Raw genomic sequence first — 24,604 nt, forward strand, 5'->3', positions numbered from 1 at the left:
TAACAAATAATTAAGAGTTTTACCGCACTAATTCAAAATATTTAAAAATGAAACTAAAGTTCAATGGATTCCTAGTACTTTTATTAGTACTAGTGGCGCAATTATCATTTGCGCAAGAAAGAGCTGTCTCGGGAACAGTTTCTGATAATGCAGGAATGCCTCTACCTGGTGTAAGTGTATTAATCAAAGGAACAAAAACGGGAACGCAAACAGATTTTGATGGAAAGTTTTCCATCAAAGCAACTACAAGCCAAGTTTTGGTATTTAGCTACATTGGGATGAAAACTCAAGAAGTAGCAGCAAGTTCTTCTGTTATCAACATAAAATTAGCAGGAGACGCACAAGAACTTGAAGGAGTTGTTGTAACTACGGCCTTAGGGGTAAAAAGAGAGAAAAAATCATTAGGATATTCTTCTCAATTAGTGACAGCTGATCAAGTAAACAGCAGTCCAACAAACAATTTCCTAAACAACTTATCTGGAAAAGTTGCTGGTTTGGAAATTAAAACAAACTCTAACTTTGGAGGTTCTACAAACATTGTCTTGAGAGGTGTAAAGAGTATGACTGGAAACAATCAAGCACTTATAGTAATTGATGGTGTAGCGGTAAGTAATGCCAACTTAAATGACATGGATTCGCAAGATGGATCACAGGGATTTGACTTCGGTAACGCCGCTTCAGATATTGACCCAAATAACATTGAATCTATCAACGTACTTAAGGGAGCCGCAGCGACAGCCTTATATGGTAGTCAAGCTTCAAACGGCGCAATCATGATTACTACTAAAAAAGGAAAAAAGAACACTGCTTTAGGAGTTAGCTTCAGTTCGACTGTTTCTATTGGCGCAATCGACAAATCTACTATGCCAACTTACCAAAACCAATACGGTGAAGGATACGGAGGAGAAGACAGTAGTTATACTGCTCCAGTTTTCGGAAACCCTGATGGTTTAGTTGCTTCAACTGGAGATGACGCTTCTTATGGTAATGCTTTCGACCCTAATATCATGGTTTACAACTGGAATGCATTCGTATTAGGAAATCCAAACTACGAAAAAGCGACTCCTTGGGTAGCTGCTAAACACACTCCCGTAGACTTCTTCCAAAAATCAACTGCTTACACTAACAATATCAACTTTAGTGGAGGTGACGAAAAAGGAGCTTACAATTTAGGCTTCACAAACATTAACAACACAGGAGTATTACCAAACAGTTTATTAAACAAAAACAGTTTAAACGGTAATTTTTCAAGAGATCTATCTGACAAATTAACTTCTACAGCGTTCTTTACATTTACTAACCAGAATACTACTGGTAGAAACAACACTGGATACGGAGATAACTTTATTGGTGGTTTCAGACAATGGTGGGCTACAAACGTAGACATTAAAGAACTTGAGCAAGAATACAACAGAACACATCAAAACGTTACTTGGAACATGACTGATCCAACAAACGGAAACCTTGCACCTGCATTCTGGAACAACCCTTATTTCGACAGATACCAAAACTTCGAACAAGATTCAAGAACAAGATTCTTAGCTGGTACAAGTTTATCTTACGACATCAACAAAGACTTTACAGTTTTAGGTCGTGCTACAATTGATTATTCTAATGATCAACAAGAATTAAGAAAAGCTGTAGGTAGTCACGCTGAAACTTTTGGTATCAGTCGCGCTAATGACGGTTCAGGATACTCTTTGTATAAAAGAGATTTCATGCAACAAACTTATGACGTAATTGCTACATACAACTTCAAATTATCTGATAAAATTGGAGCAAAAGCTTTAGCAGGATATACTTTCTTAAGATCTGACGCCTATTCCATCCAAGCTTCTACAACTGGAGGTTTAGCAAAAGAAGGCTTATACAGCTTAGACAACTCTAACGTATTCTTACCTGCAAAAGAATCTCAAGTTACTTACGAAAAATCAGGTTTATATGGACAGTTATCTTTAGATTATAACAAAACTTTATTCGTTGAAGGATCTTACAGATTAGACAAAAGTACCGCTTTACCAGAAGAAGAGAACAACTATAGCTACTACTCTATCGGATCAAGCTTAATCTTCTCTGAATTAGTACAAGCTGACTGGTTAAATTTAGGAAAAGTACGAATCAACTATGCACAAGTAGGTAATGACCCTGCAGCTGGTAGATTAGGAGCCAAAGTTAACAACTACGGTTTAGACGGAAATCCATTATTTGGAAACAGTGACACTTATTTAGATTTCGCAAACCTAAAACCTGAGGTTCAAAAAGCTTGGGAAGCAGGTTTAGAGATGGCAATGTTTAAAAATAGATTGAACTTTGATTTATCTTTATACAAAACAAATACTGAAAACCAAATCTTTAATGTACCTCAATCAACTTCAACTGGTGTAAACTACGCAACAGTTAACGCTGGAGAAATTGAAAACAAAGGTATCGAGCTTGCTTTATCAGGAAAAGTAATTAAGACTGAAAACTTTAGCTGGGATCTTGGAGTGAACTGGTCTACAAACAAAAACACTGTAGTTTCATTAAACCAAGGTAGAGATAACTTATTATTAGCTACTTTCCAAGGAGGCGCTTCTCTTAACGCAACTGTTGGAGAATCTTACGGTACATTAAGAGGTAAAGATTACACTTACGATGCTAACGGAAACAGAATTATTGACGAAGACGGTTACTACGTTTTAGCTTCAAATAAAGTTATTGGTAACACACAAGCAAAATGGATTGGTGGTGTATCAAACAGATTAACATACAAAAATGTCTCTTTCAATTTCTTAATCGACGTCAAAAAAGGTGGAGACATCTTCTCTCTTGACCAAGCTTATGGTAGAGAAACTGGTATTTACGATTTAGGAGTTAACGATTTAGGAAACTCTGTTAGAAGCCCATTAACTGGTGGAGCAGATAGCGGTGGAGTTATTCTTCCTGGAGTACACGAAGATGGTACACCAAACACAACAAGAATCGATGCATCTACTTCTGGAGGTACTGCATTTAGTTCTGATACTAACCCAACAAAAGCTTCTGTTTACGACGGATCTTTTGTAAAACTAAGAGAACTTGGATTAACTTACAATGTGCCATCTAAAATCTTAGACAAAATGAACATTAAAGGTATGTCATTTAGTGTGATTGGAAACAACCTTTGGATTATCAGCAAAAACCTTCCTTATGCAGATCCTGAAGCAGGATCATCAGCAGGAAATATTCAAGGATTCCAATCAGGAGTTATGCCAGCTACAAAAGTATACTCGTTTAATGTAAAACTTAACTTCTAAACAAAATGAAAAAGATATTTTTATCAATAGCAACACTGGCATTTTTAGCTCTATCGAGTTGTGTTAGTGACAATGAAAATTTTAATGATGATATCAAAAAGTCATATGACGTTTCTGCAGAATCATTATTATCAAATGCTCAGAAAGAATTAACGGATCAGTTAACTACACCAAGTGTTAACAATAATCCTTTACGTTATTATGTTCAATATTGGGCAGCTACATTATATACTGCCGAGTCAAGATATAATTTAACAACAAGAACTATTCCTGATACGCATTGGACAAAATTATACCAAGATGTTTTAGGTAACTTAAAAACTTCTCAAGAAGTTCTTGAAGCTCAAACAAAACCTGCTGACGTAGCAGATGCTGATTGGCAAAAGCAACAAAAAAATAAAGTGGCTATTCTAGAGATTTTAAGAGTCTATACTTACCAAATTTTAGTAGATACTTTTGGAGACGTTCCTTACTCAGAATCTTTACAGAATCCAAAAATCATTTTACCTAAATATGATGATGACGCTGCAATCTATCCTTTATTAATTACTCGTATTAATGCGGCGATAGCTCAACTTGATACTACTGGTAAAAGTTTCGATACTGGAGACCTTATATATAAAGGTGATGTTGCAAGCTGGAAAATATTTGCAAACTCTGTAAAATTAAAATTAGGAACTAATATCGCTGACAAAGATGCTGCATTAGCAAAAACAACAATCGAATCAGCTTATACTGCTGGAGTTCTTTTGAACAATGCTAATAATGCATTATTGAAATATGCTTCTTTTGCACCAAACTACAATCCAGTTTTTGACAACCTTGTAGCTAGCCAAAGAAATGATAACGTTCCTGCAACTACATTGGTAAACCAAATGAATAGTTTATCTGACCCAAGAAGACCAATCTTCTTCACACCAATGGCAGATGGATCATATGTAGGAGGAGTACCTGGAGGACGTAACTCACTTCCTTACGAAACAACCTACTCTCACGTTGGAGATGTTATCAAAAAGCCAGACGCAGCTGGAGTATTATTAGAAGCATTTGAAGTAAACTTTTATTTAGCAGAAGCTGCAGCTAGAGGATTCAATGTTGGAAACACAGCAGAACATTACTATAATGATGCTATCACAAAATCATGTGAATTTTGGGGAGTTTCAACAGCTGATATCGCTGCATACTTAGCAAATCCAAAAGTTGCTTACGCAACAGCTGCTACTACTCCAATTTCAGGAACTGCCGGAACTGGTACTGGTACTTGGCAAGAAAAAATTGGTTACCAAGAATGGATCGCTTTATACAATAGAAGTTTCCAATCATGGACTGCTTTCAGAAGATTAGATTTCCCTAAACTAACTTCACATCCAAGTTCAGTTCAAATTGCAGAAGGAAAAGTTCCAGTAAGATGGACTTACCCAACAGCAGAACAAACAGTTAACGGAACAAACTGGACAAGTGCTTCTGAAGCAATAGGAGGAGATAAATTAACAGTTCCTGTTTTTTGGGACACAAAACTTTAATATTTTAGACAATCTAAAACAATTAAATTCAAAACCGCCAGCAAAACTGGCGGTTTTTTTATTTTTTAGATTCAACTGACATTAATAATAAAATAACCAAATTAGAATTACAGAATTGTGATTAATATAGCAAAATAGGCGGTAAATGTTAAATTAACATATTGAGAAGGTAAAAAAAGTACATATGTGTTAGGTTTATTAACAATTAATTAAGATTTTTGCCGTACTAATTCAAAATAATTAAAAATGAAACTAAAGTTCAATGGACTGTTAGTACTACTTTTAGTACTAGTAGCGCAATTATCTTTTGCGCAAGAAAGAATTGTTTCGGGAATTGTTTCGGACAATACAGGAATGCCAATACCTGGCGTTAGTGTATTAGTTAAAGGAACTAAAACAGGAACTCAAACAGATTTTGACGGAAAGTACTCTATTAAGGCTACTCCAACTCAAACTCTAGTTTTCACTTACATTGGAATGAAAGCACAAGAAGAGTCTGCTGCTTCTACAACAGTTAACACAAAACTTGTTGGAGATGCATTAGAACTTGAAGGAGTTGTGGTAGTTGCATTTGGTACTCAGAAAAAATCTGAGATTACTGGAGCCGTTACAAAAATTGACGCAAAGGCGTTAGAAACTGCTCAAGCATCAAATGCTATCCAATCTTTAACTGGTAAAGTTGCGGGTGTGCAAATTACTGCAAACTCAGGACAGCCGGGAGATCCTCCTCAAGTAAGATTTAGAGGTCTAGGATCATTATCATCTTCTAACGCCCCTTTATATGTTGTTGATGGTATTCCTTACAATGGAGATATTAATGCAATTGCAACACAAGATATCGAATCGATCAGTTTCTTGAAAGATGCATCTTCTAATGCATTATATGGTAGCCGTGGAGCAAACGGGGTTATCATTGTTACAACTAAAAAAGGTAAAAAAGGACAATTAAGAGTAACTTACGAAACAAAAATCGGGGTTAACTCTAGAGCAGTTCCTGAGTACAACATGATCAAAGATCCAGGAGAATACTACGAAACTGTTTATGGAAGAATCAAAAGCGGTTTAATGTACGACGGAGAAACAGCTGCGAATGCATCTACAATTGCTGCTAATACATTAATCAGTGGAGAGTCTTATTCTTTAGGATACAACAATTATAATGTACCAGCAAATCAAGTAATAAATACTGCTACTGGAAAAATTAATCCAAATGCAAGCTTATTATATCACGATGACTGGGCAAAAGCACTTTTTAGAGATGCTACAAGAACAGAGCACTTCTTGAGTTTATCAAGCAGTACAGACAATTTAAGCTCTTACCTATCTGTTGGATATTTAAAAGACAATGGTTATACAATCAATTCAGACTTTAAACGTGCAACCGTTAGAGCGAACGTAGATTATAATGTAAATAGTAAAATCAAAGTTGGAGCAAACTTAAACTATGCAAATTCAGATCAGAATGCACCAATCTCTCAAGTAGGTTCAGCGACATATAGTAACTTATTCAGCTGGGCAAGAAACATCGCACCTATCTACAAGATATGGCAAAGAGATGCAGGTGGAAACTTTATTCTTGATCAAAATGGAGGTAGAGTTTACGAATTCAACAACGATCCAAATCGTGCAGAAAATCGTCCTTATGGAGGAAACTTAAACCCATATGCTACTACATTATTAAACACAAACTTAAATCAAGAAAACAAATTTGGCGCTAGAGGATATGTATCTATTGACTTCTTAAAAGATTTCAATTTCAGATATAACCTTGGTTACGATTTAATGTCTGGATACTACTTAAACAGTACAACTGGAGAAGGTGGTGATGACTTTGGAGTAAATGGTAGAATTGGTACTGCTACTCAAAATGATTACACTATCACAAACCAACAATTATTATCTTGGAAAAAATCTTTAGGCAATCACAACCTTGATATTCTTGTAGGTCATGAGTCTTCTGATTTTACATCAAAAATGTTAGCAGGTCAAAAAAGTGGAGTTGTTATTCCTGGTTTACCTGTTTTAAGTAATGCAACAAAATACAACTATGTAGATGGTTATAATGACCTTTATAAAGTTGAAGGATACTTCTCAAGAGCAAATTACAGCTACAAAGACAAATACTTTGTTAATGCAAGTTTCAGAAGAGATGGATCTTCAGTATTCCACCCAGATAACAGATGGGGTAATTTCTATGGTTTTGGAGCTGCATGGTCTGTTGCTAAAGAATCTTTCTTCCCACAATCTAAAGTGGTTACAGACTTAAGAATTAAAGGAAGTTATGGAGAACAAGGAAATGATAATATTTTCTATCCTGCAAGTACACAAATCAACCACCGTAGTTATTTTGGTTTTGCAAGAAACTACTATGCTTACCAAAATCAATACGAAATTGTTCCAGATGCTGACGGAAACGCAACAGTACTTCAAGTATTTACTGGAAACAAAGACATCAAATGGGAGGTTTCTAGAAACATGAACGTTGGATTCGAAATTGAATTATTCAACAGAGTAAACATTGAAGCTGAGTATTTCGAAAGAAAAGTAAGCGATTTAATTTACAACAAACCACTTTCTCCTTCTACAGGAACAAACTTTGTTAGTGAGAACATTGGAGATATGGCTAATAAAGGTATTGAGGTTAACTTAGGAATTGATATCGTTAAAACTCAAGATTTTGATTTTAATATTTGGGCAAATGGAACTCATTACAAAAATGAAGTAACATCATTACCAAGTCCATTTACATCTGGTATTTTCCGTTTCCAAGTTGGAGCTCCAGCTTATGCTTATTTCCTAAGACAGTTTGCAGGTGTTGATAAAACAAATGGAGATGCTTTATGGTATATGGATGTAAAAGATGCTTCAGGAGCTGTAACTGGTAAAACTACTACTAACGTTTACGGAAGTGCAACTCAGTACTTAAGTGACAAAGATGCAAACCCAGATGTATACGGAGGTTTTGGAACTGTTGTTCGTTACAAAAACTTAACATTACAAGCTAGTTTTGCTTATCAATTTGGAGGATACATGTATGATGGAGTTTATGCAAGTGCAATGTACTCTGGACCAGACAATATTGGACAAAACTACCATAGAGATGTACAAAAAGCTTGGACAGTAGATAATCCAAATTCTGATATTCCTAGAATTGATCACATTTCTGATTTACAGATGGCAACTTCTGATTTCTTCTTAACTAAATCAGATTACATAAGTATCCAAGATGTTTCTTTATCTTACGATTTCAAAAATAGCACACTTACAGATCTTGGTATTTCATCTACAAAATTTAGTGTAATGGGAACTAATTTAGCTCTTTGGTCAGAAAGAAAAGGTATGGATCCTAGATTGAACAATTTAGGTACTAGATCAAACAATGGTCAGTCTTTAAATGTGTATGGAGTAATGAGAACGATCTCTTTTGGTTTAACAGTAAATTTCTAAGAACATGAAAAAATTATTAATTATAACAATGTCCTTGTTGGTACTTACAAGCTGTGAAAAAGACTTCCTTGACACACAGCCTGAATCAACAATAAACGACGAACAGCTTGCAACATCTGCAGAAGCAAATAAAGCAATTATAGCAGGTATCTATTCGGCTTTAAGATCTTACGGTCTTTCTGTAGCGGGTAGCCACGAAGATTATGGTCATAAATCTATTCTTTCGGCAACTGATTTAATGTCTAATGATGAATTAATGACAATATCTAGCTGGTATGGATCTTTCTATAACTATTTAGGAAGAACTCAAACCAACTCTAGATCAAAATTAGCTTGGAGTATGTACTATCCTCAAATTAAAACTGCTAATACAGTTATCAATGCTATTCCAGCTGATACTGATGATGCAAGTTTAAAAGCATTGAGAGGACAAGCTTTAGCTTTAAGAGGTTATTTCTACTTTATGCTAGCACGTATGTACGGACCTACTTATGTAGGAAATCAGGCAAAACTATGTGTTCCTTTATATACAGAAGTATCTTTAGAAGGTAAAGCTAGAGCTACAGTTGCAGAGGTTTATGCTGTAATTGAAAGTGATTTAGTAACATCTATTGAATTACTTCAAGGTTTTACACGTGCAAACAAAGACGGATTGGATCAATCTGTTGCAAGAGCATTCTTAGCTGATGTTTACTTAGAAGAAGGTAAATATGCACTAGCAGCTACTACTGCAAATGCTGCAAGACAAGGATACACGTTACTTAATGAAACAGATTGGAATAGCGGATTCTACGACATCACTACAGGTGGTGAAACAATGTGGGGAGCTACAATTACATCTGCTCAAAGTACATTCGTAGCAAGTTTCTTTGGTCATTTTGATAACACAAATGATTCAGGATATGCTGGAGGATTACAGGTTTACAAAAATATAGATTCACGTCTTTACGCTAGTATTCCTGCAACAGATTACAGAAAAAAAGCATTCGTACCAGCAACAGGAAACCCTCTTTATCCAACATTGCCTGTATATGCAAATACTAAATTTAGAGATCCTACAATCGATTCTGGAGATTATATCTATTTGAGATCTGCTTCATTATACTATATTGAAGCTGAAGCTTTAGCAAAATCAGGAAATGAAGCGGCTGCAAAACAAGTTTTGTATGATATTACAATTACAAGAAACCCAGCTTATACATTATCTACTAATTCAGGTTCTGCTTTGATTAATGAAATCATTCTTCAAAAAAGAATTGAGTTATGGGGAGAAGGTTACGCTTGGTTTGACATGAAACGTTTAGGAGTTGCTCTTACTAGAGATTACACAGGAACAAATCATCCAGCTTTTGGACGATTAAACATTCCTGCTGGAGACAACAAATTTACATTCCAGGTTCCACAAGCAGAAGTTGATGCTAACCCATTAATTGTACAAAGTCCACTATAATCTAATTAAGATTTAGTTACACTTATATATTAACCGCTCTGTTCATTCAGAGCGGTTTTTTTATAGAAACATATTAACTATATTTGCTCCATGGAAAAAGAACATCAAATATTTGGCATTAGAGCCATTATAGAAGCAATTCAAGCAGGAAAAGAAGTAGACAAAGTATTCATACAAAAAGAAATTTCTAGTGAATTAATGAAAGACCTGATGAAGGTCATGAAACGTGCCAACATTAACTTTTCGTATGTTCCTGTAGAAAAACTAAACCGTCTTACTCCTAATAATCACCAAGGTGCGGTAGCTACTATCTCCCCTATCGGATTTATTGATCTAGAACATTTGGTTGAATCTACAATTGAGTCTGGAAAAAAACCGTTATTTTTAATCTTAGATCAAATTTCAGATGCAAGAAATTTTGGTGCTATCATTAGAACCGCAGAATGTACAGGTGTAAATGGAATCATTGTTCAAAAAGCAGGCTCAGCGCCAGTAAATGGAGATACTGTTAAAACTTCAGCAGGAGCTGTATTTAATGTCCCTATCTGTAAAGTTGAACACATTAAAGATGCTATTTTCTACCTGCAAGGTTCTGGAATTAAAACAGTAGCAGCGACTGAAAAAACAGACCAAAATATTTACGATGTTTCGCTAACAGATCCAGTTGCTATAATTATGGGTTCGGAAGATAGAGGAATCAACCCTTCTGTCTTGAAAATAGTAGATGAAAAAGCAAAATTACCCATGTTTGGTTCTATAGGATCGCTAAACGTTTCTGTTGCCTGCGGAGCATTTTTATACGAAACTGTTCGCCAAAGAAGTTAGATTATATTGAGAATAAAGATTAGAATGAATAATTAAAAACCTTAATTAATGCTTTCAAAATCTAATCCAAAACAAATAATTACCATAGTCCATTGTCTGTTTGTAATTCTACTAATTACAAACAGCTACGGACAAACTACTTCTTATAATCAATTTTGGAATCAAATTGAGTTTAATCAAACATTAAGCGAAAAATGGGCAACCGAAATAGACTTGGGAACAAGTTACAGCAGTACTGCGTCTTCTTCTAACTTATTTGAAAATACCATTCAAAGATCAGTAAGAGGCTGGGGACATTATTATTTTTCTCCTCGCTGGAAATTTTCGACTTTTATTGCTTACTTCAACAATAAAGACGTTCCTGAAATAGGACAATTTGAATCTCCAGAAATACGTTTTTCACTTCAAGCAATTTACTACTTTCATAAAACGGGTTACACTTTAAACACCCGAATGCGTTCTGAATTTCGTCATATGAGAAATCAAGATGATGAATATGAAAATGTATTTCGATATCGGCAGCAAATTAAATATATACAGCCATTTAACAGTAAGATACTTCGTGAAGGTGTCGTTTATGGAGTTTTATCAGACGAAATTTATTTAAAATCTGGAGCAAAAGTTACAGGAGAAAGTTTTTTTGACCGGAATCGATTAATTATAGGAGCCGGTTATTTATTTACAGATGACATTCAAGTTGAACTTACGTATTGCAATGAGTATCTTCCAAGAAATTCGAGCGATCAAGTTACCAATGCAGCTTCATTAACAATTACTTTCAATAATCTCATTCGAAATCTTAAAAAGAAAATCGCTTCTAAACATCAGTCAACCGATAAAGAAGAAGAATAAATCGCTAATCATTCTTTTTTAAAAAACAATTAAGTTGCTCTACAATTGCATTTTTATGTAATTTAAAATTGTAACTCCTTACAAATTCGGTTCCTTTCATATTAATTTCTGCAGTTACAGCTTCATATTTAGAAAAGGCATCCATATCTTTTTCATCTATTAAATAGAGAACCTGCATAATAGAATCGTTACGTCGATATTGTGTATCGTAATGGGCTAGTTTATAGATTTTATTGTCTGCAAGATGAATAATCAAATCATCTTTAATTTGTTTTCCAACTTTCTTCTCTGGAAAAGGTGTAGGCTGTAACGAGACAAAATAGTGCTCTTTGTCTGTAACAATATTGATTTTTAACGATTTTGATTTGGTAGTATAGAAAGCAGACGGCTCAAAATAATAAATCATACTTCCATCACCCAGCACTCTATTTTTAATTTCGCATTGTGCTACTCCATTTATGCAAAATCCTAAAAACAAGAACAAAGTCAAAAAAACAATCTTTTTCATAATGCTCTAAATTAATTTGTTAAAAACAAATTTAGTCATTTTATCGCAAAAGAAACCGATCTAATCTTCTGTATCTAAGTCTGTTTTAGTTATAATATAATTCACTAAATGACTAGAAGAGAAATATTCCACTATATCTTCATCATCGGACGAAGCAGGAATAAAATTTCCCTCTTCATCAAAATGCTTCATAAAAGGATCGCTGCTTGGATCAAAATCTGGTCGCTGCCAGTCGTAAACAATAGGTTTGGAATATTCTGGTGTTCTGTAAAATATAGTCAAAACAAAGCCGGTAATAAACCCTCCCAAATGTCCTTCCCAAGAAATCGACTGATCTACATCGGGAAAAACATACCATATCATTCCTCCATAAAGCAGAATCACAGTCAAAGACAAAGCTACCAAACGGTAATAACGGGTTTGAATTCCTTTAAAAAAAACAAAACTCACCAAAACATAAATTAATCCGCTGGCACCAATATGAAAATTCTCTCTCCCTACAATCCAAGTAATTAATCCCGAAAATACTATTCCATATCCTATTACTCCAAAAGTTTGTTTTGGATAAAAAAACTGCATTGCAGCCAGCAATATGACAAGCGGAATACTATTGTTGTATAAATGTTCTAAATTTTCATGAATGAAAGGACTAAATAAAATACCACGCAATCCAATAAAATCTCTTGGATAAATTCCATATCGGTAAAAGTCAAAATCAAATCGAATCTGAAGCCAATAAATAACCCATAAAAAAAGGACAAAAAACAAAGGCAGTCCAATAACCGCATTTGAGAATTTAAAATCATTATCGCTCATATTCTTATACATAATTATTTAAAAAGGACTCAAAAAACTATCCAAAAATATTTTACTGATAATTTGTCAGAGAAAACAAAATTGTCTCAGATAATAACAATCGTTCTTTATATCAATCGTTTTAACTTTTTAGTGAATGAAATTTAAATCTTAAAACTGTAATTTTGTAGAATGGAAGCACCTTTAGCAGAGCGTATTCGTCCGCAAAAATTAGAAGATTATATAAGCCAGTTACACTTGGTTGGTCCAACTGGTTCTTTAACACAACAAATTTCAAAAGGGATAATCCCATCTCTAATCTTTTGGGGACCGCCTGGAACCGGAAAGACTACACTTGCCCAAATTATTGCACAAGAATCTAAAAGACCTTTTTATATTCTAAGCGCGATCAATTCTGGAGTAAAAGATATTCGCGATGTTATTGAAAAAGCAAAACAAAGTGGAGGTTTATTTACTGCTAAAAACCCAATTTTATTTATTGATGAGATTCATAGATTTAGCAAATCGCAACAAGATTCGCTTTTAGCTGCTGTTGAAAAAGGATGGATTACATTAGTGGGTGCTACGACAGAAAATCCGAGCTTTGAGGTAATACCTGCATTATTGTCACGTTGCCAAGTTTACATTTTAAATGCCTTTACTAAAGCCGATTTAGAAGCGCTACTAGAACGTGCCATGAGAACCGACTCTTATTTATTGACAAAAAAGATAAATCTAAAAGAAACAGAAGCTTTATTGCGTATTTCTGGAGGAGATGGACGAAAGCTTTTAAATGTTTTTGAACTTGTCGTTAATGCTTCTGCTGGCGACGAAATAACCATAACTAATGACCGTGTTTTGGAGTTGGTTCAGCAAAATACTGTTTTGTATGATAAAACTGGAGAACAACATTATGACATAGTTTCTGCTTTTATAAAATCAATTCGAGGAAGCGATCCAAATGGAGCCGTTTATTGGCTCGCTAGGATGATTGAGGGAGGTGAAGATGTAAAATTTATAGCCCGAAGAATGCTAATTCTTTCTAGCGAAGATATTGGGAATGCCAATCCGACCGCGTTTATTATGGCCAATAATACGTTTCAGGCTGTAACCACAATTGGCTATCCTGAAAGCCGAATCATTTTAAGCCAATGTGCGATTTATTTAGCCACTTCGCCAAAAAGCAATGCATCGTATATGGCTATTGGAAATGCGCAGCAATTGGTAAAACAAACAGGAGATTTACCTGTTCCAATTCATTTAAGAAATGCGCCGACAAAATTAATGAAAGAACTAGGATATGGAGATGAGTATAAATATTCTCATGATTATGCCAATAATTTTGCAGAACAAGAATTTTTGCCAGACGCCATAAAAGAAACGGTTCTTTACAATCCTGGAAGCAATTCTAGAGAGAACAGCAACCGCGAATTTTTAAAGAACCGTTGGAAAGATAAATATGGTTATTAAACCATATTATATATTTTAGAATTTAACTACAATTTTCTCTGAAACTAATTTATCATTCTGATAAGATTCAAAATACCATTGTCCGTCTTCTTTTAAGATTAACGAACCTTGAACGTTATCTTTTATTGCAATGAAAACATTACTTTGTGAAGTTTTAAGAAGTTTCATAACCACTTTTGGTGTTTTATCAATTAATTGATATCCTGATTCTGTTGGCTGTGCATACAATAAATTTGGATCTTTTAAGTCTGGTGATGGAGCCGCTGCAACAACTTGTGTCGCTACCGCTGCAGTAGTAACTGCTGCTGCCGCTGGAGAAATTTTTGCAGCAACTTGAGCTGGAGCTTTAGCATTTATTACAGGCGCATTACCGCTATATTTATAATTTAAAGCATAAATAGATTTAAAAGCATTATCAAGACATTCTTTGTAAGCTAATTCGAAATCTTTCTCTTTACTTTTACCAACTTCTGACGTATAAACAACTTGACCGAAGCAATCTTTAAATTGCACAAAAAGTTTAGTCACCAAAAATGCATTATCTCTAACAACATCCATGTACAACACCTGACAACGATCTGTGTAACCTTCAGGAAGTTGTTCGTTAGCATAAAAACCTACAAAACCTGCTTTTACTAAGTTTGATTTACTTAATGTAGCAAGACGATATTGATTTTCTGTTTTTATAAAATCATATTTCAAAGGTACAATTACAGCTTTGTAATCATTAACAGACTGCGCGAATCCAACAACTGAACATAAAATTGCAGTAAGTAAAAATTTAATTTTCATCATTATAAATATTTTTTTAGTTCTAATAAATGGTTAATTTGTTTATAATCTCCGGAAACATCCAGTTTTTTTTCATTAAAGAAAATGGCATCTAAACCAGCATTTAAAGCTCCAGTAACATCGGCTTCAAAATCATCGCCAATCATGATACTGCTCTCTTTAGAGGTATTTGCCAAATTAATTGCATAATCAAATATAATACTATTTGGCTTTTTAACACCTGCCAACTCCGAATTTGTAATGGTACTGAAATAACTTCCTAACGCAGCATTATTAATTTTCTTATCCTGAACGTTTGCAAATCCGTTTGTAATGATATGAAGTTTGTACTTTGGTTTCAAATATTCTAAAACTTCAATTGCACCATCAAAAAGATGATTGTTATCTGTGAGGAATTCAATATAATCGTTAGCAATTTCAAAAATACTTTCTTCAGAAATAAAATATTTCAACGCATCAAAAGAAAACTTTAGACGATTATAACGTAATTCCTGATGTGTAATTTTATCGTTTTGGTACAATCTCCAGCATTCCTGATTAATTGGAATATAGGCTTTGATAAAATCCTGCGTAACTATTTCTTTGTATTTTTCTTTAAAAATACGATCAAAAGCCATTTCTGAGTTTTTATCAAAATCCCAAAGCGTATGATCTAAATCAAAAAAAATATCTGTAATATGGGTAGTCATGTGTTAAAAAATTCCTTCATCTACAAAACTATAATATTTTGTTTCAGTAATGATCAAATGGTCCAAAACTTTAACATCTAAATTGTCACCTGCTTCACGAATTTTCTTTGTTATGCTCCTATCAGCATCACTTGGCTGTAAATTACCCGAAGGATGATTATGACACAAAATCAAGCTTGTAGCTCCACTTTCAAATGCTAATTTAAAAACTAAACGAACATCGACAATTGTTCCAGATATACCCCCTTTACTTAGTTGCGACTTTAAAATCACTTTATTGGCATTATTAAGAAAAAGCACCCAAAATTCTTCGTGCAATAACTCCCCAATTATGGGTTGCATAATTTCAAAAGCAATTTTACTCGAAGTTATTTTTTTTAACTCAACTACTTCTTCTGCCCTTCTCCGTCTTCCTAGCTCTAAAGCGGCGATAATTGTAATTGCTTTTGCTTCACCAATTCCCTTAAAATTAGTCAGCTGTGCAATGCTCATTTTTCCTAAAGCATTTAAATTTTCACTATTCTTTAAAATTCTTTTACTTAAATCTACTGCCGATTCATTTCGACTTCCAGAACCTATTAAGATAGCAATTAGTTCGGCATCACTTAAAGCATTTTTCCCCTTTAGCATTAACTTTTCGCGAGGTCTATCATCTTCAGACCAATTGGTAATTGGAAAATGAGATTGTTCCATAATATTATGTTTAAAGAGCGAATATATACAAAAAGAAGAAAAATCCTTCAAAAATAGAAAAGAGAATTAGCAAATTAGAAAATGTGTCAATTAGAAAATTTTAAAAGCAAAAAAAAGCCGATTGTAGAAAACAATCGGCAAATTATATAATTGACTAATTTTCTAATTAATCAAACCTTTTACTTCATCAAAATTTAAACCTCCATAATTTCCAGAACTCATTAATAAAAGAGCCGAATTATCTAAATTTAAATTGAACAAATAGTCTTTAAATTCACTTGGATTAGTATAAATAATCAAATTTTTTCTATTGAAAGCATTTGCGATTTGTTCGTACGTTACTTCTTCCAATTGTTTTATTTTTACCGCATCTGGCGAATAAAAAACAACCGCAACATCTGCATATTCTAAAGCGCCTTCATATTCTTTCAAAAATTCGGCATTTAAACTACTGTAAGTATGCAGTTCTAAACAAGCCACCAAAGTTCTGTTCGGATATTGCTCTTTTACCGCTTTAGTAGTCGCAGCAACTTTGCTTGGTGAATGTGCAAAATCTTTATATGCTACTTTTCCTTTCCCTTCAGCAATTTTTTCTAAACGTTTAGAAGCTCCTTTAAAACTTGCAATTGCTTCGTAAAAATCGGCTTCATCAACACCCATATTCTGGCAGATCCATTTGGCTCCTGCCAAATTATTTAGATTATGTGCTCCAAAAACTTCAATTGGCATATCGCCTTCTGGCGTTTTTAATAAAGTTACTCCATCACTAACAGCATATTCTGGAGTTGAATAAGCAATTTTTCTAATCGGATTTGTTGCAGCTTCAGAAACACGTTTTACTTCTGGATCATTTTCATTATATACTAAAATACCTCCGTTTGTAATTTTTTGAATAAAAATCTCAAATTGCTCAACGTAGTTTTCATACGTTGGAAAAACATTAATATGATCCCATGCAATTCCAGAAATCAAAGCAATATTCGGCTGATACAAATGAAATTTCGGACGTCTGTCAATTGGAGAAGACAAATATTCATCTCCTTCTAAAACCACAAAATCATTTTCCTCAGTAAGATGAACCATTGTATCAAAGCCTTCCAATTGCGCACCAACCATATAATCTACAGCAATATTATGATAATGCATTACATGTAAAATCATCGAAGTAATGGTAGTTTTTCCGTGAGAACCACCAATTACAACACGCGTTTTATTTTTAGATTGTTCGTATAAAAATTCGGGATACGAATAGATTTTCAGTCCTAATTCTTGTGCTTTTAGTAACTCTGGATTATCTGCTTTCGCATGCATTCCTAAAATAATAGCATCAATATCTGAAGTGATTTTTTCTGGAAACCAACCCATTTCTGCAGGAAGGATTCCTTTTTTTTCTAATCTTGATTTTGAAGGTTCAAAAATAGCATCGTCACTTCCTGTAACTTGATATCCTTTATTATGTAATGCTAATGCAAGATTGTGCATTGCGCTTCCGCCAATGGCGATGAAATGTGTTTTCATTTAAAATGTTTAATCGTTAAACTGTTTCATCGGTTAATCGAAATAGCAAATAACTAATAAAACGCTGTAATTATTTTTCAAAAATAAGGAAATATAACATGCTCTATTTGGTTTTGAAAATAAATTATTAATTTGTACGAAAATTATTTTTAAAAATAATTCTAAATCTTCCCAACCTTTTTTAAAATTTAATCCTCTATAGATTAAAACTCTTTTATGAAAAATATAGTATTTGTATTCTTATTGATTTCGACAATACTTTTTGGTCAGCAAAATGACAAAAAATGGGATAATGTTATTGCTCTTGAAAATCAAGGGAAAGTAAAATCTGCAAATGAAATTGTTGCCAAAATTTACAAAAAAGCAATAGCTCAGAAAGACGAAGTTAAAATGATAAAATGTTTTTTCTATCAATCTAAATATTTACAGGTTGTTGATGAAAATGCACAGACTAAAATTTTAAATAATCTGAAAACAGATATTAATCGTGTTTCTGCTCCATCAAAAGCAATTTTGAATTTGGTTTATGCAAAATGTTTAACAGACTATTACAAGAGAAATCAATATCAGATTCAAAGTAGAACAAATACAACAGAACTTGACGATGATTTCCTGACGTGGACCGAAAAAAATTTCAACACACAAATTGATCTAGCTTTAAAAAGTTCAATGGAAAATGAAGCGATTCTAAAAAACACTTCGCTAACAAAATACGATGCCATTTTTGATTATCCGACAATCGAAAAATTTAAAACATTGAATTTATTGAATTATGTAATTGCTGAAAATATTTCAATACAATCGCAAAAAATACGCTCTTGGGAAATTCAGCGCGCAGACTTTTTATCTTCTAAAAAAGAACTTTTAGGAAGTCCAAACGATTTTATAAAACTAAATTTTGATTCTGTTTCAAACGAAAACCTTAAAATCACTTTAAAACTATATCAGAAACAAGAAATAAACAATCCAACAGCCGAAAATATCTGGGACAGAATTCAGTTTCTAAAAAGAAATATAATTGATGTTGATGAAAATTATATTCAAGCTCTGATTGCACTTCAAAAAAAGACAGATAACATTCTTTTACTTCAAAATATTCAATTAGAAAAAGCTTCTTACTTATCTGAAAATGCTTCAAAAGAAATTAATCCAGACAATAATATCAAAGCGGTTGCAATTTTAGACAGCATTTTACAAATTAACAACAGATCAAACGCATACAAACTTGCTCTCCAGAAAAAAGAAAATATTTTACTTAAAAGTTTAAGTGTACAGCTTCAAAAATATGTTTATGAAAACGAAAATACACGCGCTTTTATTCAATACAAAAATGTTGAAAAACTAAAAATTTCCTTTTTCAAAATTACCAATGCGCAATTGATAGCATTAAGCAAATCTTATATAAAGAAAGGTGAAATTAGAGATACAATTGTTCAAACTACAAAACCAGTGGTTTCTCAATCGTATACATTTACTAATAAAAAAGATTATCTGAATTATTCGACAGAGATTATTTTGCCACAACTTCAGATAGGTTCTTATTTGGTTTATTTTGAAAGTGAATCTGATACTCAAGTACAAAAAGCTACTGCTTTTGAAACCGTTACTGTTTCTAATTTTATTGTTTTAGGAACTCAAAGTGATAATTCTGAAAGCTATCAGGTTTTAGACCGAAAAACTGGAAAACCATTAGAAAATTTAACTATCAATACTCAATCTTTTACTAATCAAACCAATAAAAATGGACAAGCAGTTTTTGAAAAAATAAAAGACAAATATTTTGGTTATCAACCTATTACCTTGACGACTGCAAAAGACACCATTTATATTAATAAAAATTACCTTTCGTACAATTCGCAATACAAAGACAAAGATGACGATAAAGTCGATTTTAAAGGAAAAGTAAATTTTTATTTAGACCGCGCCATTTATCGTCCAGGACAAACTGTTTATTATAAAGGAATTGCGATGCAGAAAATCAATCAAAAATCTTCTGTAGTGCCATTTACAACTTTCAAAATTATAGTTGAAGATCCAAACAATACAGAAATTAAAGAATTTGATGTTACAACAAATGAGTTTGGCTCTTTTTCCGGCGAATTTATTTTGCCTAAAACGGGTTTAACAGGTCAATTTAATATTAAAGCAGAAGAACCTGAAGATTATGAAAATGACAAAGTTTTTGATAAAGAAAAAGAAGAACATCCTTTTTGGGAAAAGGTACGTTTTGAATATTCCGAAAATTATTTTTCTGTTGAAGAATACAAACGTCCAAAATTTGAAGTGACTTTCGAACCAAAAAAAGAGAGTTTTCAGGTCAACCAATTGGTTAAAGTGAAAGGAATTGCAAAAGCTTTTGCAGGAAGTAACATTTCGGATGCAAAAGTAACTTACACCGTTACTCGTCATACCAGTTTTTCAAGAATTTATTATACTCAATTTCATGACAATGAAGTTTTAGCTGCTGGAGAAACCAAAACTGATGCCTCAGGAAAATTTACGATCGATTTTACTGCGGTTCCTTCTAAAAATTCAGACAAAGAACAACTTCCAATTTATAATTATCAGGTAAAAGTTACTGTGACTGATATTAACGGGGAAGCACATGATGCTAACACTTCTGTAAAAGTTGGTTATCATGATTTAGAACTTAACGCTTTAATTGCGAATGAAATTTCTACGAAAAACAAAAACGAGGTTCAACTTATAAGTACGAACTTAAATGGAGAATTCTCGGCTATTAAAGGCGAAATAAAAATTTACTATCTTAATCCTTTTTCTACGAAATTCAAATCTCGCGTTTTTGCTAAACCAGATTTTGCAACTATTTCCGATTCTGATTTTGAAAAATTATTTCCTTATGAAAACAATGAGAATACAAAAGAAAAAGTAACAGAAACATTATTGTTTTCTAGAAATATTGATACTCAAAAAGACAAAATTCTGGCTTTGGACTTTATTTCCGATTACAAATCTGGAAACTATAAAATTGTTTTTTCTGCAAAAGATAGTTTTGGAAATTTAATCGAAAAGACTTCCAATTTCAAACTCAAACAAAATAAAGACAAATTCGACACAAGTAGTTTATTTTCTGTCACACAAACCAATTTAGATGCTGTAAAAGACGGTTTTGTTTCCTTAAAAATTACTTCAACAATGCCAGAATTATATATAATTGCAACGGCAAATTATGAAAACAGAATCTATTCTGAAGAAATTTATCCAGTTCAGAATCACGAAGCATTCATTAAAATTCCAGTAAAAAAAGAATTTCAAAGCGGCTTAACTATCGATTTCACAACGGTATTCGAGAATCAAAAATTTGATAATAATGTTCTTGTCATTTTAAAAAGTCAAAAACCAGAATTTAAATTTGATGTAGAAACATTTAGATCTAAAATTCAACCTGGAATTAACGAAAACTGGTCTTTTAAATTAAGCGGCACTGCTGCCAAAAAAGAATCGGAAGTTTTAGCTTCGATGTATGATAGTTCTTTAGATCAATTTACTACCAAAAACTGGGAAAGTTTAGGAATGAATGAATACCAATTTGGGCATAATTTCAAGTCACTGCTGGGCAACGAAAAAACACATACCACAATTGCCAATTTAAATAAGCCGTATAAACAAATTGAGCTTAAAAATGAATCTACAAAATTAATTTGGTTCGGATTTGATTTTGCCAACAATAGCAGTAATGTACTTTTTCTGCAAAGAGAATATCAAAGACAGCTGACCAAGAAAACTAAAAAGCCTTTACATGCCAAATTGATTTCTGGTGTTGTAACAGATTTGGCGAGTTTGCCAATTCCTGGTGTCAGTGTAACTATAAAAGATACGCAGCGAACTACCACAACTGATTTTGATGGTTATTACGAAATTGAAGCAAAAGAAAATGAAGAACTTGTTTTTTCTCTCATCGGATTTAAAAGCCAATCTGTAATAGTTTCTAAAAGCAAAACAATCGATTTTACTTTAAAAGAAGAACCAAACAATCTGGAAGAAGTTGTAGTGATGGGTTATGCTACTCAAAAAAAGATGTCAGTAACAGGCGCAGTTAGCAAAATGGTCAGTTCAGAATTTGTTCAGGAAGACAATTCAGTTTATAATACCGCTGATGCCTTAGCTGGAAAAGTACAAGGTATACAAATTAGAGGAGCAGCAAATGTTTCCGGAAAAGACCCTTTATATGTGGTTGATGGCAAAATTGTTAACGACATAAAGAACTTAAATCCGAAAGATATTCTTTCTGTTGATGTTTTAAAAGACAACAAAACAATTGCAATTTATGGTAGCAGAGCCGAAAATGGAGTTATAGTTATTACAACAAAAAGCGCAATGGAAGCTCTAACCCAAGTAAAAGCAAGAAAAAATCTTTCTGAAACTGCTTTCTTTTTTCCGAATTTAAAAACAGATTCTAAAGGAAAAGTAAGTTTCAATTTTACTTCGCCAGAAGCTTTAACGGCTTGGAAACTTCGCTTGTTCGCACATAATAAAGAGGCTATTTCTGGTTATCTTGAAAAAAGTGTTATTACACAAAAAGAATTAATGGTGATGCCGAATTTCCCAAGATTCTTGAGAGAAAAAGACACAATTGTAATCAGCGCTAAAATTTCTAATGTTACCGCCGAAGCAAAAACCGGAATCGCAAGTTTACAGTTTTTCGATGCTGTAACCATGCAACCAATTGATGCGAAAATGCTAAATGCAAAAAACATTAAAAACTTTAATGTTTCGGCTTACGGAAATACAACAGCAAACTGGACCATTACAATTCCAGAAGGTTTGCAAGGAATTCAATATCGAATTGTCGCTAAAGCTGATAATTTTTCGGATGGTGAAGAAAGTATTCTTCCAGTTTTGACCAATAATATGTTGGTTACGGAAAGTATTCCGATTTGGGTTCGCGAGAATTCTACAAAAGAATACACTTTTGAAAACTTAAAAAACAACAATTCTACCACTTTAAAAAACCATCAATTCACTTTAGAATATACTTCAAATCCAACTTGGCTTGCCATTGAATCTCTACCTTATTTAATGGAATATGAACATGAATGTGCCGAGCAGACTTTTGCGCGTTATTATGCCAATGCTTTAGCTTCAGAACTCATTTTGAGTAATCCGAAGATTTCTAACATTTTTGAAGAGTGGAGAAAAAACGGAAAAGCAAATTCAAAACTAGAAGAAAACGAAGAATTAAAATCACTAATTCTAGCAGAAACTCCTTGGCTTAATGATGCTCAATCTGACAATGAAAAGAAAAAAAATTTAGCGCTTTTGTTTGATTTAGAAAAAATGAAAACTTCTCAAGAAGCAACTTTCCAAAAATTAAAACAAAAACAAAAACCATCTGGAGGATTTTCTTGGTTTGATGGCGGTTATGAAAGCGAATTTATTACTCGACATATTCTGGCTGGCTTAGGTCATTTAGAAAAATTAAGCAAAAATAGTAATGCCAAAATTGATGAAATTACCAAAACCGGAGTTTCATTTTTAGACACGAAGTTCTCAGAATATCATAGAACTAGAATCAAAAATTTAAAAGCAGCCGACAAACTAATCTGGATCAATCCGTATTCTGATCTTCATTATTTCTATACGAGAAGTTTTTATTTAGAAAAATATCCGCTCTCCGATACTTTAAAAAAAGCTTCAAAACTATATTTAGAAACGGCTAAAAAAGACTGGCTCAATTATTCTATTTATGAAAAAGGACTAGCAGCTTTGACTTTGAATCGTTTTGGAGAAAAAGAAAGTGCTAAAAAAATTATCGAGAGTTTAAAAGAAACCTCATCAAACAATGAAGATTGGGGAATGTACTGGATTTCAAATAAAGCGGGCTGGTACTGGTATCAGGCGCCGATAGAAACTCAGGCTTTATTAATTGAGGCTTTCGCCGAAGTAAACAATGACACCAAATCTGTCGATGCAATGAAAGTTTGGTTATTGAAAAACAAACAAACTAAAAACTGGCCAACAACAAAATCTACAACCGAAGCTGTTTATGCTTTACTAATGCAAGGAAACGATTGGCTTTCAGTAAAAGACAATACCGTTATTAAATTGGGAGATGAAAAAATCTTAACCAAAAAATTAGCCGAAAATAAAAAAGAAGCCGAAACAGGTTACATCAAACTCAACTGGAAAGCTGACGAAGTAAAGAAAGAAATGGCTTCTATTAAAATTCAAAACAAATCAAAAGTTCCTGCTTTTGGTGGTGTCTATTGGCAATATTTTGAAGATTTAGATAAAATTAAAAACAATTCAGGATCAGTTTTATCGGTTTCTAAAGAATTGTATTTGAAGAAAAACACTTTAAAAGGTGATGAACTTGAAAAAATAACAGCTTCAAATTCTTTAAAAACTGGAGATTTAGTTACAGTTCGATTAATTATTACTGCCAAAGAAGATTCTGAATATATTCATTTGAAAGATATGCGAGCATCTTGTTTTGAACCTGTAAATGTGCTTTCTGAATATCAGTATAAAGACAGTTTAGGATACTACATGAGCACAAAAGATGCTGCCACACATTTCTTCTTTGATCAAATCAATAAAGGAACTTATGTTTTAGAATATGAAATAAGAGTCAATAACGGCGGAGAATTCTCAAACGGAATTACAACTATTCAAAGTATGTATGCGCCGGAATTTGCAAGTCATACAAAAGGAATTCGAGTGAAGGTTCAATAAGTTTATCAGTCAAGTGAAGTTTGTCAGTCTGAGCGAAGTCGAAGACACGTTCCAATTGGCAAGCCTTCGAC

The 24,604-nt window shown here is 33.2% G+C and carries 14 protein-coding genes; 8 read left to right on the forward strand and 6 right to left on the reverse strand.

Annotated features, from left to right (window positions below; translation table 11 throughout):
- Nucleotides 1–47: 47 nt before the first annotated feature.
- From LL966_RS17420 to LL966_RS17445, 6 genes are all read left to right on the forward strand, one after another.
- Nucleotides 48–3,275, forward strand: a complete 3,228-nt coding sequence (locus tag LL966_RS17420; RefSeq protein ID WP_229354991.1) for a SusC/RagA family TonB-linked outer membrane protein — start codon at nucleotides 48–50, stop codon at nucleotides 3,273–3,275.
- 5 nt (nucleotides 3,276–3,280) lie between these two features.
- A complete protein-coding gene (locus tag LL966_RS17425; RefSeq protein ID WP_229354992.1) occupies nucleotides 3,281–4,798 on the forward strand; it encodes a SusD/RagB family nutrient-binding outer membrane lipoprotein in 1,518 nt (505 codons plus the stop codon).
- Between the two features lie 246 nt (nucleotides 4,799–5,044).
- Entirely contained in the window at nucleotides 5,045–8,245 is a 3,201-nt protein-coding gene (locus LL966_RS17430; RefSeq protein ID WP_229354993.1) for a SusC/RagA family TonB-linked outer membrane protein, read from the forward strand.
- A gap of 4 nt (nucleotides 8,246–8,249) precedes the next feature.
- The gene (locus LL966_RS17435) at nucleotides 8,250–9,695 is read left to right on the forward strand and encodes a RagB/SusD family nutrient uptake outer membrane protein (RefSeq protein WP_229354994.1); all 1,446 of its coding nucleotides are present in this window, start codon (nucleotides 8,250–8,252) and stop codon (nucleotides 9,693–9,695) included.
- A gap of 90 nt (nucleotides 9,696–9,785) precedes the next feature.
- The gene (rlmB, locus tag LL966_RS17440) at nucleotides 9,786–10,520 is read left to right on the forward strand and encodes a 23S rRNA (guanosine(2251)-2'-O)-methyltransferase RlmB (RefSeq protein ID WP_229354996.1); all 735 of its coding nucleotides are present in this window, start codon (nucleotides 9,786–9,788) and stop codon (nucleotides 10,518–10,520) included.
- A gap of 48 nt (nucleotides 10,521–10,568) precedes the next feature.
- Nucleotides 10,569–11,372, forward strand: coding sequence for a DUF2490 domain-containing protein (locus LL966_RS17445; protein ID WP_229354998.1), 804 nt, complete (start codon nucleotides 10,569–10,571; stop codon nucleotides 11,370–11,372).
- 4 nt (nucleotides 11,373–11,376) lie between these two features.
- On the opposite strand, the gene LL966_RS17450 is transcribed toward LL966_RS17445, so the two are convergent.
- Nucleotides 11,377–11,880, reverse strand: coding sequence for a hypothetical protein (locus LL966_RS17450; RefSeq protein WP_229355000.1), 504 nt, complete (start codon nucleotides 11,878–11,880; stop codon nucleotides 11,377–11,379).
- 60 nt (nucleotides 11,881–11,940) lie between these two features.
- The gene (locus LL966_RS17455; RefSeq protein ID WP_229355079.1) at nucleotides 11,941–12,696 is read right to left on the reverse strand and encodes a rhomboid family intramembrane serine protease; all 756 of its coding nucleotides are present in this window, start codon (nucleotides 12,694–12,696) and stop codon (nucleotides 11,941–11,943) included.
- A gap of 171 nt (nucleotides 12,697–12,867) precedes the next feature.
- Here LL966_RS17455 and LL966_RS17460 point away from each other — a divergent pair, with 171 nt between their 5' ends.
- Complete coding sequence (locus LL966_RS17460) at nucleotides 12,868–14,145, forward strand: replication-associated recombination protein A (protein ID WP_229355001.1); 1,278 nt, start codon at nucleotides 12,868–12,870, stop codon at nucleotides 14,143–14,145.
- 15 nt (nucleotides 14,146–14,160) lie between these two features.
- On the opposite strand, the gene LL966_RS17465 is transcribed toward LL966_RS17460, so the two are convergent.
- The 4 genes from LL966_RS17465 to LL966_RS17480 form a co-directional block, all read right to left on the reverse strand.
- Nucleotides 14,161–14,937, reverse strand: coding sequence for a hypothetical protein (locus tag LL966_RS17465; RefSeq protein WP_394799465.1), 777 nt, complete (start codon nucleotides 14,935–14,937; stop codon nucleotides 14,161–14,163).
- Between the two features lie 2 nt (nucleotides 14,938–14,939).
- Nucleotides 14,940–15,626, reverse strand: coding sequence for a YjjG family noncanonical pyrimidine nucleotidase (locus LL966_RS17470; protein ID WP_229355004.1), 687 nt, complete (start codon nucleotides 15,624–15,626; stop codon nucleotides 14,940–14,942).
- Nucleotides 15,627–15,629: 3 nt separating this feature from the next.
- The gene (gene radC / locus LL966_RS17475; protein ID WP_229355005.1) at nucleotides 15,630–16,319 is read right to left on the reverse strand and encodes a RadC family protein; all 690 of its coding nucleotides are present in this window, start codon (nucleotides 16,317–16,319) and stop codon (nucleotides 15,630–15,632) included.
- Between the two features lie 162 nt (nucleotides 16,320–16,481).
- Entirely contained in the window at nucleotides 16,482–17,837 is a 1,356-nt protein-coding gene (locus tag LL966_RS17480) for a UDP-N-acetylmuramate--L-alanine ligase (protein WP_229355006.1), read from the reverse strand.
- 216 nt (nucleotides 17,838–18,053) lie between these two features.
- Between LL966_RS17480 and LL966_RS17485 the strand changes: the two genes are divergently transcribed.
- Nucleotides 18,054–24,533: an alpha-2-macroglobulin family protein gene (locus LL966_RS17485; RefSeq protein WP_229355007.1), complete on the forward strand. Its 6,480-nt coding sequence runs from the start codon at nucleotides 18,054–18,056 to the stop codon at nucleotides 24,531–24,533.
- Nucleotides 24,534–24,604: the final 71 nt, after the last annotated feature.

It is taken from the genome of Flavobacterium chungbukense (assembly GCF_020805785.1).
In the GTDB taxonomy this organism is placed as follows: domain Bacteria; phylum Bacteroidota; class Bacteroidia; order Flavobacteriales; family Flavobacteriaceae; genus Flavobacterium; species Flavobacterium chungbukense.